The following is a 12,866-nucleotide window of genomic DNA, read 5'->3' as shown; positions in this document are numbered from 1 at the left end:
CCCTCAAGCATCCTTCGCCTGATTTCTGTACCTGAATACTCATGGCGGTTGAACAGCGGCGGCGTAGCTACCGCCTTACCCGCCTCTTTAAAAAGCCGCTTTACCAGCGGGTTGCCTGAATAAACCTTGTCGAAGGGCGGTGTGAGGCTTTTAACATGGCTGACCCAGAGGGAGTTGTTGTCCACGTCGTTTATGGGGATTATGTAGTAGTTCTTGTGAATGCCGTTCTCGTAAAGGCTGCGCGATATCATCATCAGCCGCTCCCCGGCAGTGAAGGGATTCTCTAAGCTGTGGCTCTTCTGGGCGCTGCCGATGCCTATGATAATCTCATCCACCTCCCTGGCGATCTCTTTAATCACATATATGTGGCCCAGATGGAAGGGCTGAAACCTGCCAATCAGCAAACCGCGCATATCTCCACCTTTTCGCCGCCTTTTAAGCCGAGCCTCTCAGAGGCCCTGCCCTGGTTGACGGCTATCTCAACATAACCCTCGCTTCCCACAAGGGCGAGGAGTTCGCCTCTCTCAGCGAAGCCATAGGTTGCAAGGAAGGGCATCTCCAGCTCCCTGCCTGCGACCCTTATTCGAATCCTATCGCCATAATTAATTTTTGCTTTTCTGAGCAGGGGTTCTGGGATGTTGGTTATCACATTGCCAAACACATCCACACACAGAACTTCGCCGACTATAGCCTTGTTGTGCAGCCTGGCTTCTTCAATGGGAAGCCTGGCTATCTCACCCATCACATCGCCGAAGCTTGCTATATCCTCACCTTTCGCCAGCCTTGCAGCCACCGGTGCGAATACATCCCTGCCATGGAAGGTCCTTGACCTCGCTTCCAGCTTGAGCTCAACTGCCCGCTTTATCCCGTGAACAAAGGTAAACACGCCGTTGTCAGGACCTACGTAGTAGTAATCCTCTGTTTCAATAGCCACGCCTCGCCGGGGTGTACCCACCCCCGGGTCAACAACCACCACGTGAATACTGCCCTTCGGGAAGTAGGGGGTAACGCTCTTGACCACGTAGGCGGCATGCCGGATATCAAAACTCCTTATCCCGTGGGTTATATCCACCACTCTCGCCTGGGGGTTGATAGAGAGAATCACGCCCTTCATCGCCCCCACGTACTCACTGTTGCCGAAGTCGGTGGTTAGCGTGATTACCATGTCTTTCCCCTGCTGGCCCACAGGAGGAGAACCAGGCCTGAGGCAAAGTACTTGTTAAGGAGAAGCATTTTAACGCGCTTCCTCCGCGAGAGCCTCTGCTTGTTCTCCATCCTCCTCAATCCTTCGAGAAGCTTTGCAACATGGCTGTTCCAGGAGCAGGCAAGCATACTCCTCCTGGCATTCTTCCCGAGCCTGCGCCTGAGCTCCTCATTCCTGAGCAGGAGGAGGGTCTTCTCTGCAACCTCCCTCTCGTCCATCGGGTTGTCAACAAACAGGCAGTTCTCATTTTCGCGGTAGTAGCTTTCTTCGCCATGGTCGCGGGATACCACCAGCGCAAGCTCGCACGCCATTGCCTCCATCGCCACGAAAGCCTGTGCCTCATGGAGGGAGGGGAAAACAAACACATCTCCCATGGCGTAGTACTTCGGAGCCTCCTCCCACTCAACCCAGCCGGTGAAGACAACATTGGCGTTGCTCGCCACCTTCGCCGCGAGCTTCTGATAGTCCCTGAGCCTTGCGCCACCGCCGACGAAGACGAACCACGTAGAGGGCTCTTCTCCAGCAATGCGGGGTATCGCCCTTATCACAGTCTCCACATTCTTCTCATGGGACATCCTTCCAAGGTAGAGCACCACCTTTGCATCGCGGGGGATACCATAGCGCTTCCTCATATCCTCGCCGCTGAGCGGCTTAAAATGCGAGGTATCTATTGCAAATGGGGCAAAGAATATCTTCTCCTCCGGAATCCCCAGGCGTTGGAGCTTCTTTTTAAAGCGTGAGGTTGCAACAAAGAAGATGTCCACCCTGCGGTAGTACCTCTTTACAATTATGTCAATCATTCTCCTGAACTTCTTATCCGGCACAAACCGGCGCCTGTCGAGCTTAAAGGCCTTCTCGAGCATCGTGGCCTCGTCATGGTGGCAGAATACCCCGAGGGGCTTGCCCAGGGCACCCGCCAGTGTAATCGCCACCGCCCCCAGAGGCGCCAGGTCGTTAACAAGCACAATGTCGCTGCGCCTTATGGCTCTGGCAAGCTTTGAGTCTGGAAGCGCCGGGTAGTAGTTCGCAAGCTCGAGAGGCAGGTAGGGCGTGAGCACCACCTCGACATTCCGAAAAATGCCATTCTCCCCAGAGAAGCGCGGAGCAACAAGGGTAATCTCGTAGTGGTCCTTCAGCAGAGGTATCACAGAGCGCAGAAAGGTGATAACCCCATCCTTCTTGGGCGGGTAGGTGTCTGCTACGATGCACAGGCGCTTCTTCATCATCACACATCCTCAAAATCCCTGTTTCCGGTGCCTGCAGGGATATAGTCAATGAAGCGATGCAGGCTTCCAGGAGAAATATATGCCATTATATCCCTAATAAATCTTATCTTCCTCACCTTTCCGGGCACACGGATATAAAAACTTCCCCTGTATCATCTTTTTAACAAAGACTCATAGATGTCTTTTAATGAACAACCTATATTTTCAAGGCTGTGCTCCTGCACCATCCGATATGCATTTGTCAAGAGTTTTCGTCTCAGTCTTTTATCTTCCATCAGCTCCTTTAACTGCACAACGAATTCATCTTTGTTCTTTGCCTTCAGACAATTCTCATCATGGGTGAGCCAGCCCTCATATACAGGTATATCCCTGATCAAAATAGGTTTCTTTGAGGCAGCGGCTTCCAGAACCACTATCCCCTGAAGCTCGCATTTTGAGGGAAAGAAAAATATGTCTCCCGCAGAATAGGCCAAAACATTTTCAACAAAACCAGGGAACCTCACATTTTTTGGTGCATTATTCACCAGATTTGTCATTTCTCTGGAACCCAGGGGAGGGGGATATATCCTGCCGAACCACACGAAGGTATTTGGAAAATGCTCAGCCACCCTTATGAAGGTACGAACCCCCTTTCTGGCAAAAACATGCCCTACAGAAAAGGGGACGGTGCCATTAAGTGAAAACCTCCTTTTAGACTCCTCTTTCTTCATGTCCACATCTTTAAATCTATTTAGGTCGACTCCATTGCTGATTGTTCTGACCTCTCTGGTAACACCATACTCCCTGAGCAGATTCATGGCATATCTGGTTGGACATAGTACCATATCAGCCTGGTTGTAAAAGCGCTTCAGATACTGTTTCAATGCGGGTGCGACAGCATTGCTGAACCAGAAACTATTTCTGAAGTCTTCTGCAAGGGAATGGGAATGCATAATAACCTTTTTCCCTTTGAGTTTCATTTTCTTGGCTAAATAAAGAGATCTAGGGCCGATTGTATTGATGTGGATTATATCAAAATCTTCTCTTGGATTGGTCGTATATTCTACGCCGGCTAGCTCAAGTGCCCTCTTTTGATTCTCCACAGCTCTGCCAATACCGCACTTTGCAAGCTTCTCTTCCATTTCGAGGTATATACAGACCTTCACTATCACTCCACACCCTGTCAGACACAAAAATATGACTAATAGGTGTTAAATTCTCCGTAAATTTAAATCTTGCGCAAAGATATCGCAAAACTTGAACAGAGATTCTCAACTCTACTTAGGCCGCAATACCATATAATCGGGGCTTATAGGATATTAATCTGCTTCAAAAACAATTTATTGAATCTTCAGGGGGATATGAAAACCACATTGTCTCCGCGTATTATCACCAGTCCGAGTCTGCGTACCGGGTTGCCATCTTTTATCTCATCGGCATTCTGAAGCACTACGTTCATGTGCATATCATACCCTTTAAGGGTGCCCCTGTACTCCCTGCCGCCTTTAAGGCCAACCAGTACAGGTGAATCCAAGCTTTTATGAAGCACATCCAGAGGTCTCTGCGCCATTTTTCTCTCACTCCTTCAGAGATTATGAGTTCATCGTGCGGATATTTAAACTTTGCGCAGGGAATCTGGCAGCTCTGGGCGAAAAATTATAAACCATGCGGCCAATCTAAGCTGCGTGAGACTGCTTAACCTTGCCCGGAGGATAGGTGCAGAGGTGCGCATTGCCGCTGGCGAGGCACTCGAGAGCGGTGATGCCTCGCGCTGCGTTGGGATGGGTGCAGATGGCACGCCTACAGAGGTGATAGACAAGACGGCTGAAAGCATAGTGATGCGCCACCTTGGCGAGAGCGGAGCCTTTTTTGTGCTCAGCGAGGAGGCAGGTGGTGTGGCTCTCTCCCAGGAGCCTGAATACATTGCAGTGGTTGACCCCATCGATGGCTCCTTCAATGCACTTCACGGACTGCCCTTCTATGCGCTTTCCATCGCTTTTTCGCCCTACAGCGAGGATGCGAGCCTCGCTGATGTTAGCATAGCCTATGTGCTCAACCTCCACACTGGCGATGAGTTCGCAGCAGAGCGCGGCGGAGGTGCGTGGTACAATGGGCGAAGGATAAGAAGCGTGGACTCAAGAAAGCTGAGCAGAGCCACTGTTTGTGTCTACTCCACGCCACAAAGCATTGTGATGCTTATGCCCCTGCTCAAGTGCATAAAGCGGGTGCGCACCTTGGGCAGCGCGGCGCTGGAGCTGTGTCATGTTGCCAGAGGAGATTTCGATGCCTTTGTTGATGTGCGCAGCTATCTGCGCAATGTAGATATCGCTGCTGCGAAGCTGGTGGTTGAGGAGGCGGGTGGTGCTGTTACAGATATGCGGGGCGCTCCCCTTGAGGCGTCTCTTCTTGAGATAGAGAGGCTCAATCTCGTGGCTGTGCACAGCAGGGAGATGCAGAAGGAGATAATCAGGATTCTGGGCGCTGAGCACCGAAATTTTAAATAGCTGTATAAACAGAACTTAAATCAGGTAGGAAGATGAAGACCACAATAAGCTTCATCCCCGCTTCTGAGATTCTGCCCATAAAAGAGGACGACATATGCGGCAGGTGCAGACTTCTGGGGCTGAATCTGTGTGCCTACGATGAGGTGTGCCAGGTTCGCCTTGCAAAGGCGCTGGGAAAGCCTCGTGAAGAGATTGACGCCACACTGGACGAGGCTAAGAGGAAGGGGCTGGTGAGGGTGAGGGAGACAAATCTGCGCGGAGACCGACCCAGGAGATTTATCAAAATTACAGAGAAGGGGAAGCTCTTCTTTGCTCTGCTGAAATGAGGAAAAGCCTTGCTGCACTCATTGGGACAGCTGTATTTACCGGCTATCTGCTCAGCGGCTATACGCATCTCTTTCTGAGTTTGCCCGCTGGTAGCATATTTCTAAAAAATGCGGCCGCCGCTCTGGTGACTATATACCTGGGTCTACTTCTGAGTCATGTAGAACTCCAGATTTACAGACGGACCTCTGAGGAAACCTACTCAATGCTGGACAGGCTTTCAGAGCCCCTCTATGTGGTGCTTTCCCGCTTCAGAAGCTTCCGCACAGGCTCTCCCCTCAGGTCCTGCCTCTTCTACCTCTACTTTGTTCCTCTGCTCAGCCTTTTTGCCAACCTCACTGTGCTCAGCGCCTTCTTCTGGAGCTTTGCCTCCCGGGGACGTGTTGCTGAGCTTTACGCCTACCTGATGCCCCACGCCCTCCTGGAAATACCTGCAATGCTCGGGAGCATTGCGCTGGGCATAAAGATAGCAAACAGGCTTGGAGGCGTGGCAACACGCGGAGGCGTCGAAGCCTTTGAAAGGGAGATGCGAAAAATCCCCCTTGAGTCGGGGTTTGCTCTTCCCGCGCTGGGAATTGTGGTACTCCTCTACTTGGCGGCTCTTCTCGAAGGCTAACCTGAGTGCTCTCCAATGGCGGCAGCTATCTCCTCTGCAATCTCGGCGGCGCTTTTGCGCGGCTCCTCAGCGGCGTAGATTCCTCTGCCAACTATCTCGAAGTCGGCGCCAGCGCGTATCGCATCCCCCGGGCGAGCCCCCTGCGCCTTAACGCCGGGCGATATTATCACCAGATCTCCAGCGATGGAGCGCAGCTTCGCAATCCTCTCCGGCCTTGTGGCAGGGGCCACGATGCCGTACGCATAGCTCCTGGCAAGCTCAGCTATCCTCTCAGCCACCGGCTGGATAAACTCCCTCGCTCCGGGATGGCTCATCTCCGCTACCACGAAGATGTCGAGCACCTCGGCGCAGGCCTTAACCACATCCTCGCCTACAAAGCCGTGGACTATGACAAAGCTTGCGCCTGCCTGCCTGGCAAGTTCGCAGATGAGGCGGGAGGTATAGGGTATGTCAGCAACCTTGAAGTCTGCGATTACGGGTTTGCCAATATCGCCAAGCTCGCCTATAATGCCCAGCCCGCAGGAGAGCACCAGCGGGTAGCCCACCTTCACCGCGTCTATATGCTCAGCCACACTCTCACAGACCTCAAGCGCTTCCTTCCGGGATGTCATATCCAGGGCTAAAATTAGCCCGTGCTCCCTTTGCAGCCTCATTGTTCGCCTCCCAGACGTTCCTTGAGGCTTGCCACCAGCAGGGGGAAGATAACAGTGGCGTCGCCCACCACGCTTACCACCCTGCCCTCCTCCTTTGTCTTGCCCCAGCTTATCCCCTCCTCCAGCTTTGCGCCGCTCAGACTTCCGCCCTCTTCGCGGTCCAGGGTAACCTGAATCCCGTAGTCTATTCCTCCCCGCAGGAGGTTGGCCCCGAGGATGTAGTGCTTTGGCACACCCCCGCCTAGGAAGAGCGCTCCAACCCGGGGGGCGTCAAAAACCATCTGTGCAAGCTCCTTCATGTCCTTGAGGGCATTGAGCACTATGCTGTGCCTCTCAGCAAAGAAGAAAAGCTGCAGACCCAGCATGGAGTCCACCACCGCGGGAGAGAACACAGGTATATCCTGCTCATACGCAGCCCTCAGAAAGGAGCCCTCGTCCCTGAGACTTTTCCCAATTTCAGAGGTAAGTTCCCTTACTGAGAGGTTCCTCCTCCTCTCTTCGGAGATGCCGGAGAGCAGCTCCTGAGCATAGTCCTCGAAGGCGGTAAAGTCTTTAACACGGGTGTAAACATTGCCAATCCTGCCCAGCTCCTCCTGGTGCAGCACTCGGTCATCCTCGTGAAAGCTGCCCACATAATGCGCACCGCCCAGCGCCTCCAGAACATCGTGCACCACATTTGCGCCGTTGGTTACTATGGCACTCACCGCACCCAGATTTATCAGCTCAGTAACCATGTTCCTCATACCCGCCGCAACGAGAGGCCCTGCCAGGCCCAGGAATATTGTCGCTCTTGCTTTAACCATATCCTCGAGGATGTCGCATGCTTTGCCAAGAGCCCCAGCTCCAAGCACACCAGCCCTGCTGTACTGGCGCATGAGCTGGTCAACACTCATCCCTCTCTCAATCTGAATCTGTCTTACCTTCCTCATGCCTCTTTATCTCCTTGAGCTCCTTCTCCAGTAGGGCGATTTTCACATCCAGCTCATCCATCTCCCTCTCGAATCTCAATCTCTCCTGCTTGTAAAGCTCAGTACTCATCTCACCCGAGGCAAATTTCTTACGGGCATTCTCTATACCCAGCTTCAGCTTTTCCCTGCGCTTTCTCAGGTTTCGAATCTCCTGCGCAAGGTCAACGCCGCGCTTGACCTTTGCCACCTTCTTCTCAAATCCATTGAATCTCTTGACCTTCAGGTCATCTATCACCCTGAAATCCTTGACGCTGCTCCTTCTGCGGTAGCTTTTTGGTGCCAGTATGCGGTAGGCCTCGCTTGCTATGAAGATTGAGAAGAGCACAACAATTGCAAAGAAGGCATACTTGTATAGGTTCCCTCCGCCTCTGAGCTGCTCAACCATTACCACTCTCGGCTCCTCCCTGCTCAGGCTGCTCAGGTTCTCCTCGAAGGTGGCTATCTTTTCCTCAAGGGCTCGCTGAATCTCAAAGTTTGCCCTGCTGTAGGCCTCTCTCGCCTTTATGCCCGCCAGTTCCAGCTCCTCCACTGCAGAGGATGCCTTTCTGTATGCCCCGTAGCTGTCCTCCTCAAGTATAAGCTCTGCCTCCTTCAAAAGCCGGAAGTAGTTCTGAAGGTGGGTGAGAGTCTGATTGAAGCTTTCCACCGCCTTTGAGAGGTTTGCCCCATAGCTGCGGGCATTCTGTATGCTGCGATTTGCGTCACTGACTGCAAGGAAGGTCTCATGCTCCCTCGCCTTTGCCAGACTCAGACTTTTCTCTGCCAGCTCACGATAGTTGGCATATTCGATGCTTACAGGAAATCCCTCATAGGCGCGGGGGTCCAGGTAGGTTATCCTGTAAAGAAGGTAGCCCTCTCCCTTCTCCTCCGGCTTGGGCGATACATCGCCAAAGGTGAAGCCATGGGGGAGAACAAAGCGGAGGTTGACAGTATTTATTCCCCAGGGATACACCCGCTTAAGGGCTTCGCCTGCAAAGAGGTAGCTTCCATCCTCCCTCCGCGCACTGTAGGCGTAGGAGTACTTCAGCCCTACCCTAACCTGCGTGGTGTAGGCGTTTTTGAAATCAAAGATCACCCCTCCGTATGTCTCGTCTATCCTGTAGTCTGCCCCGCCGGTGACCTCCACCCCTATGTTCTCTGCGCCCTGGGCAAGGTGGTAGTATACGGGCGAGGTCACAGAGAAGGGTCTGTTTTTCAGGAGTATATCCTCCCAAACGGTGATGTTCTCCTTACCCAGGAGGTAGGTTATGTTGTGCTCTGCTACGCTCAGCCCGCTATCTGCGTAGGCTAGGGGGACAAGCAGCATAAGAAGTACAGTGAGGTAGAGGCGCATAATAGCATTAAACCCCTGGTTTATATAAATAACTTAGCGCTTTCTTTCGAAGGCTCCGGGTATGCTCTCCTCGTAGGGTGGGGTTAGTACGCCTGCTTCGGTTATTATGCCGGAGATGTACTTCGCTGGTGTTACGTCGAAGGCAGGGTTCAGTATATCTGCCTCCCGGGGCACAATTCGCTGACCATTGAAGAACTCTACCTCATCGCGTTTTCTGTATTCTACGGGTATACCCTCTCCTGTGGGTGTGTTGAGATCTATTGTAGATAGGGGTGCAGCTATGTAGAAGGGTATCCCGTGCTCCTTTGCGAGTATAGCGAGAGAGTATGTGCCTATCTTGTTGGCTGTGTCGCCATTGGCGGCGATTCTGTCTGCGCCCACGATTATCCTGCTCACTCCCTGGGTGCGCATCACATAACCCGCGCTGCTGTCTGGGATGACAGTCACCGGCACGCCTTCCTGAACCAGCTCCCAGGCTGTGAGACGAGCGCCCTGGAGCAGGGGGCGGGTTTCATCTGCAAAGACCCTGAGCTTCTTTCCCTGACGCCAGGCGGTGATTATAACCCCGAGAGCTGTGCCATAGCTCGCCGTTGCAAGGGCGCCGGTATTGCAGTGGGTAAGCACGACGTCGCCATCTTCGAGAAGCTCAGCGCCATATTCCCCCAGCTTCCTGTTCGCCTCAAAGTCTTCGTCGTATATTCTTAGAGCCTCTTTAAATGCTGCCTCAGCAGGTTTTTTGCTCTCCCTTGCCCTGCCCATAACCCTCTCAAGGGCGAGGTGAAGATTCACAGCGGTGGGGCGGGTAGCCTTGATGCGCCTGTATGTCTTCTCTAGCTCGGCAAGTACAGCCTCCCTCGGAGAGTTTGCATACTTCAGCGCCGTCTGGGCGAGGGCGAAGGCAGCAGCCACGCCCAGGGCGGGTGCACCGCGTATTCTCAGGTTCTCTATGGCCTCTGCGATGCACTCGGTGTCGTGGCACTCTATAAGTTTAACCTCTCGCGGGAGAAGTGTCTGGTCAATCATTAAAACCTTTTCATCTTTAAGCTCGATGGTCTTCATAGCCACCACAGGCATTGTATCGCTCTTCAGAGTTAAAAATATTGGGGTTGAGGGTGAGACTCAACTTTCTAAAACTTCGTTTCAACTCCTTTTTGGAAGTTATGCGATAAAAAGTTAGTGAAATGCACTTTAGGCGTGGTCTATTTCTGACGATAACTTTTTATTCCTGACATATTATGGTGAACAATTTTTCTGAATTAATCAAAGAAATTAAAGCATGTAGAGATTGTAGAAGCCTTTTTGGCTTTGAACCAAACCCTGTTTTTAGTGGCAATCAAAATGCAAAAATTTTGCAAATTAGTCAGGCACCTTCAAAAAATGTTCATAAGACCAGCAAATGTTTTAATGATGCCAGTGGCAAAAAATTAAGAAGTGAATGGTATCAAATCCCTGATGAGGACTTCTATAATGATGACAATTTTTATATTTCAGGGATTGGACATTGTTATCCCGGGAAACGCCAAAATGGTGGAGATAAAAAACCTCCAAGGCATTGTGCAGACAAATGGTTAAGACAGGAAATAAAATTTGTAAACAGCAAAATAATCATCCTAATAGGTCGTTACGCTGCAAAATACTTCTTCCCGAAAAAGGACTTTTCTGAACTGATATTTAATAATCAAGAAATTGATGGAAAATTAACAATTGTCCTTCCTCATCCTTCACCTCTCAATCAAAAATGGTTCAAAGAGCATCCAGATTTTGAGGCAAAAAGACTCCCGGAAATCAGAAAAATTATCCACAATATTTTATACTGCAGAGGCAAAATCATTCCCTGTGGACAAGGAGACGATGAATAAACTTAACATGGCGAATGCGGAAGCATCGGAACAGGTTAGTGCTCCAGACCCCTTATGGAAAGGAGGGGGTATTTCAGCAGCTAATAATCCACCTGATTTTTGCTGGTGTAAGCTTTTACATGCAAGAGGTATAAAGGCTGGGGAATGATTTCAGGATGCTACATAACAGAACCAGCATGGAAAAATTTATATACATAATCCCACAAAGAGCCTAAATCCCAGCGTGCTGTGGTGGTGCCATGGTAAGATGCGAGGACTGTGCCCTGCTGGAGGATATTATAACTGAGTACAAACTGCTGTACAGGTGTCTTATGCACAACCGCTGCAATCTGAATATAGAGAAAAACAGAAGGTGCCCAGATTTTCAGCCGGGTCCATGATGCGTGTTGTTGTTTTTCAGAGAGGGAAGAGAGGGCTCCAGAAGATAGAGGGTATAAAAAGGCACGCCAGGGGTGTGGAGATAGCGGAGATATTTACTGTGCCTGAGGCGCTCCCGGAGATTATAGATGAGCCTGAGGATTACATAGCCGCCGATTTTGAGGCAGAGCTTGTGCTCGACTACCTGTATCATCCTGACCTGAGCGAGTTTCTTGCCGAGATTGCGAAGGGCAAGGGGGTGCCCATCATCGCCCCGGGCAGGCGTATATCCGGGGCAATAACTCCGCCAACTTGTTGTGGTCTTGGTGAGGTGGATGAGGCGGGAGAATACGCCCGCCGCTTTGGCACGCCTGAGCTTGAGGTGAAGTTGAAGGAGGGAAAAGTCGCGAACGTAAGGGTTAGGAAGGGTGCCCCCTGCGGTGCCACCTGGGTGGCTGCGGAGAAGGTTGTGGGCCTTCCTTTGAAAGAAGCGGAGCATCGCTTCGCCCTCGAGGTGCAGTTCATATGCAGGGGCGCCGCGGGCTACGAGATTGCGCAGGGTAAGAAGGCACCTCTGCACTTTGCCGGTGATGTGCACCTTGCCGCGTTTAAAAGAGCAGTGGATAAAGGGTAGTCACCGCTCTATCACCGTCTCCTCCACAGCCATGCCGAAGTGTCTGCCCTCGCCGGCGCAGTAAATCAGCACCTCATCCCCCACCTTGAGCTTCGCCACGGAGATGGGTTTTCCTTCCTTGGTGACAAGGTTAATCGTCTCGGCATTCTGGAGCAGGGTCTTGTAAGAGTTGCCCTCCACCTCAACCTCGACCAGCATTAGGGGGCGCCTCTCTATCTTAACCCTTCCCACCACAACGCTGCGGGTGTTCCCCTCGGCGTCAACGGCAAGCACCTCATCGCCAGCCTTTAGCTCGCTAAGGTAGCGAGTTTTCCCGCCGGGGGCGAGCACATAGGCATGCACTGCGCCTGCGTTAACCCGGAAGGGACGCGAGGCGACGTACTCGCTCTCCAGGGTTTCAGAATGCACAAGAAATAGTCCGCCCGCCTGACTGCCCACGAGCATCCCCTCTCCTATCCTAAGCAGAGAGGCGGTATCTATACAAACCCGATCCCCCATGCCCACCTGGGTAAGCGCGGTGACCCTCGCTGGCTTTAGCTCAAGCTTCTCTGTACCCCCTGACACAAGCTCGGCCACGCGCTTTATTTCATTAACATCGCTGCTCTCCAGGAGCACGCCGTCGGTGCCCACCTCGAGGGTTTCAAGTGCCAGCTTTGCCTCTTCGGCGCTTTTAACCCCAGCTATAACCTTTACCTCTTCCTTCTGAAGCTCTGCGATGAGGTTCTCAAGGGGGATTATCTTCCAGTCCTTCCCGACGACGATTATATAGTCTGCGAGCTTCGCAAGGAGCGCTGCCAGCCTCTCGTGGGCCTTACTGCGAATCTCAACATAGGCTGCGACCTGCTTACCCTTCTTCTTGAGTTCCTTAACCTGAGCTACGCACCCCAGCTCCTCGAAGTTGGTCGGAAGCTCCTCACCAGGGCAGCGCACGAGCGTTACCTCACAGCCATCGCCCTCGCACACCAGTGTTATTCTGCCCAGCTTTGCAGCCCTTTCCCTGTCTTCACTGCGCACCACCACACCCGCTGCACCAGATTCCAGGCTCGCAGTGATCACAGCCTTTCTATCATCCCAGCTCTCGCCGGAAGTAGCCTGAGTCCAGAAAAACTTCATAATATGCCACCTTCGCATGGAAAGGTAATAAGGGTTTCGCTACTTCAGCATTCTCATTGCCTCTTCTGCTGTCTTTCCCTCGTGGACAATTGCTGC

The 12,866-nt window shown here is 52.1% G+C and carries 17 protein-coding genes; 6 read left to right on the top strand and 11 right to left on the bottom strand.

The window, feature by feature from the left end:
• The 6 genes from ACXJJW_RS09280 to ACXJJW_RS09260 form a co-directional block, all read right to left on the bottom strand.
• Positions 1-413: nicotinamide-nucleotide adenylyltransferase (locus tag ACXJJW_RS09280; protein WP_456475464.1), on the bottom strand; the 413-nt coding region annotated here is incomplete at its 3' end.
• Positions 398-1,165 carry an SAM hydrolase/SAM-dependent halogenase family protein gene (locus ACXJJW_RS09275; protein WP_456475463.1) on the bottom strand — a complete coding sequence of 256 codons (768 nt, stop codon included), beginning with the start codon at positions 1,163-1,165 and terminating at the stop codon, positions 398-400. The genes ACXJJW_RS09275 and ACXJJW_RS09280, both read right to left, overlap by 16 nt.
• Positions 1,159-2,430 (bottom strand): glycosyltransferase, encoded by a 1,272-nt coding sequence (locus ACXJJW_RS09270; RefSeq protein WP_456475462.1) that lies wholly within the window; start codon positions 2,428-2,430, stop codon positions 1,159-1,161. The genes ACXJJW_RS09275 and ACXJJW_RS09270 overlap by 7 nt, the downstream gene beginning before the upstream one ends.
• Positions 2,430-2,546 carry a cupin domain-containing protein gene (locus ACXJJW_RS11430; protein WP_503417200.1) on the bottom strand — a complete coding sequence of 39 codons (117 nt, stop codon included), beginning with the start codon at positions 2,544-2,546 and terminating at the stop codon, positions 2,430-2,432. The genes ACXJJW_RS09270 and ACXJJW_RS11430 overlap by 1 nt, the downstream gene beginning before the upstream one ends.
• A 36-nt stretch (positions 2,547-2,582) precedes the next feature.
• Complete coding sequence (locus ACXJJW_RS09265) at positions 2,583-3,581, bottom strand: glycosyltransferase (RefSeq protein WP_456475461.1); 999 nt, start codon at positions 3,579-3,581, stop codon at positions 2,583-2,585.
• Positions 3,582-3,760: 179 nt separating this feature from the next.
• On the bottom strand, positions 3,761-3,979 hold the full coding sequence (locus ACXJJW_RS09260) for an LSm family protein (RefSeq protein ID WP_456475460.1): 219 nt from the start codon (positions 3,977-3,979) through the stop codon (positions 3,761-3,763).
• Between the two features lie 115 nt (positions 3,980-4,094).
• On the opposite strand from ACXJJW_RS09260, the gene ACXJJW_RS09255 reads away from it, so the two are divergent.
• From ACXJJW_RS09255 to ACXJJW_RS09245, 3 genes are read left to right on the top strand one after another with little or no spacing between them, the layout of a single operon-like run.
• Positions 4,095-4,913, top strand: coding sequence for a bifunctional fructose-bisphosphatase/inositol-phosphate phosphatase (locus ACXJJW_RS09255; RefSeq protein WP_456475459.1), 819 nt, complete (start codon positions 4,095-4,097; stop codon positions 4,911-4,913).
• Positions 4,914-4,945: 32 nt separating this feature from the next.
• On the top strand, positions 4,946-5,239 hold the full coding sequence (locus tag ACXJJW_RS09250; protein WP_456475458.1) for a hypothetical protein: 294 nt from the start codon (positions 4,946-4,948) through the stop codon (positions 5,237-5,239).
• Positions 5,236-5,853, top strand: a complete 618-nt coding sequence (locus ACXJJW_RS09245; protein ID WP_456475457.1) for a stage II sporulation protein M — start codon at positions 5,236-5,238, stop codon at positions 5,851-5,853. Before ACXJJW_RS09250 ends, ACXJJW_RS09245 begins: the two co-directional genes overlap by 4 nt.
• Here ACXJJW_RS09245 and pyrF read toward each other — a convergent pair.
• The 4 genes from pyrF to mtnA are packed head-to-tail and all read right to left on the bottom strand — an operon-like array spanning position 5,850 to position 9,881.
• Entirely contained in the window at positions 5,850-6,500 is a 651-nt protein-coding gene (gene pyrF / locus ACXJJW_RS09240) for an orotidine-5'-phosphate decarboxylase (protein WP_456475465.1), read from the bottom strand. The two genes, ACXJJW_RS09245 and pyrF, sit on opposite strands and share 4 nt — an antisense overlap.
• Before the next feature lie 2 nt (positions 6,501-6,502).
• Positions 6,503-7,435, bottom strand: coding sequence for a deoxyhypusine synthase (locus ACXJJW_RS09235; protein ID WP_456475456.1), 933 nt, complete (start codon positions 7,433-7,435; stop codon positions 6,503-6,505).
• Entirely contained in the window at positions 7,407-8,807 is a 1,401-nt protein-coding gene (locus tag ACXJJW_RS09230; RefSeq protein WP_456475455.1) for a hypothetical protein, read from the bottom strand. The genes ACXJJW_RS09235 and ACXJJW_RS09230 overlap by 29 nt, the downstream gene beginning before the upstream one ends.
• A 33-nt stretch (positions 8,808-8,840) precedes the next feature.
• On the bottom strand, positions 8,841-9,881 hold the full coding sequence (gene mtnA, locus ACXJJW_RS09225) for an S-methyl-5-thioribose-1-phosphate isomerase (RefSeq protein WP_456475454.1): 1,041 nt from the start codon (positions 9,879-9,881) through the stop codon (positions 8,841-8,843).
• Between the two features lie 161 nt (positions 9,882-10,042).
• Between mtnA and ACXJJW_RS09220 the strand changes: the two genes are divergently transcribed.
• From ACXJJW_RS09220 to dfsP, 3 genes are all read left to right on the top strand, one after another.
• Entirely contained in the window at positions 10,043-10,666 is a 624-nt protein-coding gene (locus ACXJJW_RS09220) for a uracil-DNA glycosylase family protein (protein WP_456475453.1), read from the top strand.
• Between the two features lie 239 nt (positions 10,667-10,905).
• Positions 10,906-11,046, top strand: a complete 141-nt coding sequence (locus ACXJJW_RS09215; RefSeq protein ID WP_456475452.1) for a hypothetical protein — start codon at positions 10,906-10,908, stop codon at positions 11,044-11,046.
• Positions 11,043-11,657 carry a DUF166 family (seleno)protein DfsP gene (gene dfsP / locus ACXJJW_RS09210; protein ID WP_456475451.1) on the top strand — a complete coding sequence of 205 codons (615 nt, stop codon included), beginning with the start codon at positions 11,043-11,045 and terminating at the stop codon, positions 11,655-11,657. Before ACXJJW_RS09215 ends, dfsP begins: the two co-directional genes overlap by 4 nt.
• On the opposite strand, the gene ACXJJW_RS09205 is transcribed toward dfsP, so the two are convergent.
• Positions 11,658-12,770, bottom strand: coding sequence for a 3-dehydroquinate synthase II (locus ACXJJW_RS09205; protein WP_456475450.1), 1,113 nt, complete (start codon positions 12,768-12,770; stop codon positions 11,658-11,660).
• Positions 12,771-12,866: the final 96 nt, after the last annotated feature.

The organism is Candidatus Pyrohabitans sp., from assembly GCF_054014795.1.
The sequence above is the reverse complement of the archived record's forward strand: the minus strand, read 5'-3'. Positions and strand labels throughout refer to the sequence as shown.

Bases quoted from the DNA above. Each gene is read 5' to 3' on its own strand.
- ACXJJW_RS09275 (WP_456475463.1), bottom strand. From the start codon at position 1,165: ATGGTAATCACGCTAACCACCGACTTCGGCAACAGTGAGTACGTGGGG.
- ACXJJW_RS09270 (WP_456475462.1), bottom strand. From the start codon at position 2,430: ATGATGAAGAAGCGCCTGTGCATCGTAGCAGACACCTACCCGCCCAAG.
- ACXJJW_RS09260 (WP_456475460.1), bottom strand. From the start codon at position 3,979: ATGGCGCAGAGACCTCTGGATGTGCTTCATAAAAGCTTGGATTCACCT.
- ACXJJW_RS09250 (WP_456475458.1), top strand. From the start codon at position 4,946: ATGAAGACCACAATAAGCTTCATCCCCGCTTCTGAGATTCTGCCCATA.
- ACXJJW_RS09245 (WP_456475457.1), top strand. From the start codon at position 5,236: ATGAGGAAAAGCCTTGCTGCACTCATTGGGACAGCTGTATTTACCGGC.
- ACXJJW_RS09235 (WP_456475456.1), bottom strand. From the start codon at position 7,435: ATGAGGAAGGTAAGACAGATTCAGATTGAGAGAGGGATGAGTGTTGAC.
- ACXJJW_RS09230 (WP_456475455.1), bottom strand. From the start codon at position 8,807: ATGCGCCTCTACCTCACTGTACTTCTTATGCTGCTTGTCCCCCTAGCC.
- mtnA (WP_456475454.1), bottom strand. From the start codon at position 9,881: ATGCCTGTGGTGGCTATGAAGACCATCGAGCTTAAAGATGAAAAGGTT.
- ACXJJW_RS09220 (WP_456475453.1), top strand. From the start codon at position 10,043: ATGGTGAACAATTTTTCTGAATTAATCAAAGAAATTAAAGCATGTAGA.
- ACXJJW_RS09215 (WP_456475452.1), top strand. From the start codon at position 10,906: ATGGTAAGATGCGAGGACTGTGCCCTGCTGGAGGATATTATAACTGAG.
- dfsP (WP_456475451.1), top strand. From the start codon at position 11,043: ATGATGCGTGTTGTTGTTTTTCAGAGAGGGAAGAGAGGGCTCCAGAAG.
- ACXJJW_RS09205 (WP_456475450.1), bottom strand. From the start codon at position 12,770: ATGAAGTTTTTCTGGACTCAGGCTACTTCCGGCGAGAGCTGGGATGAT.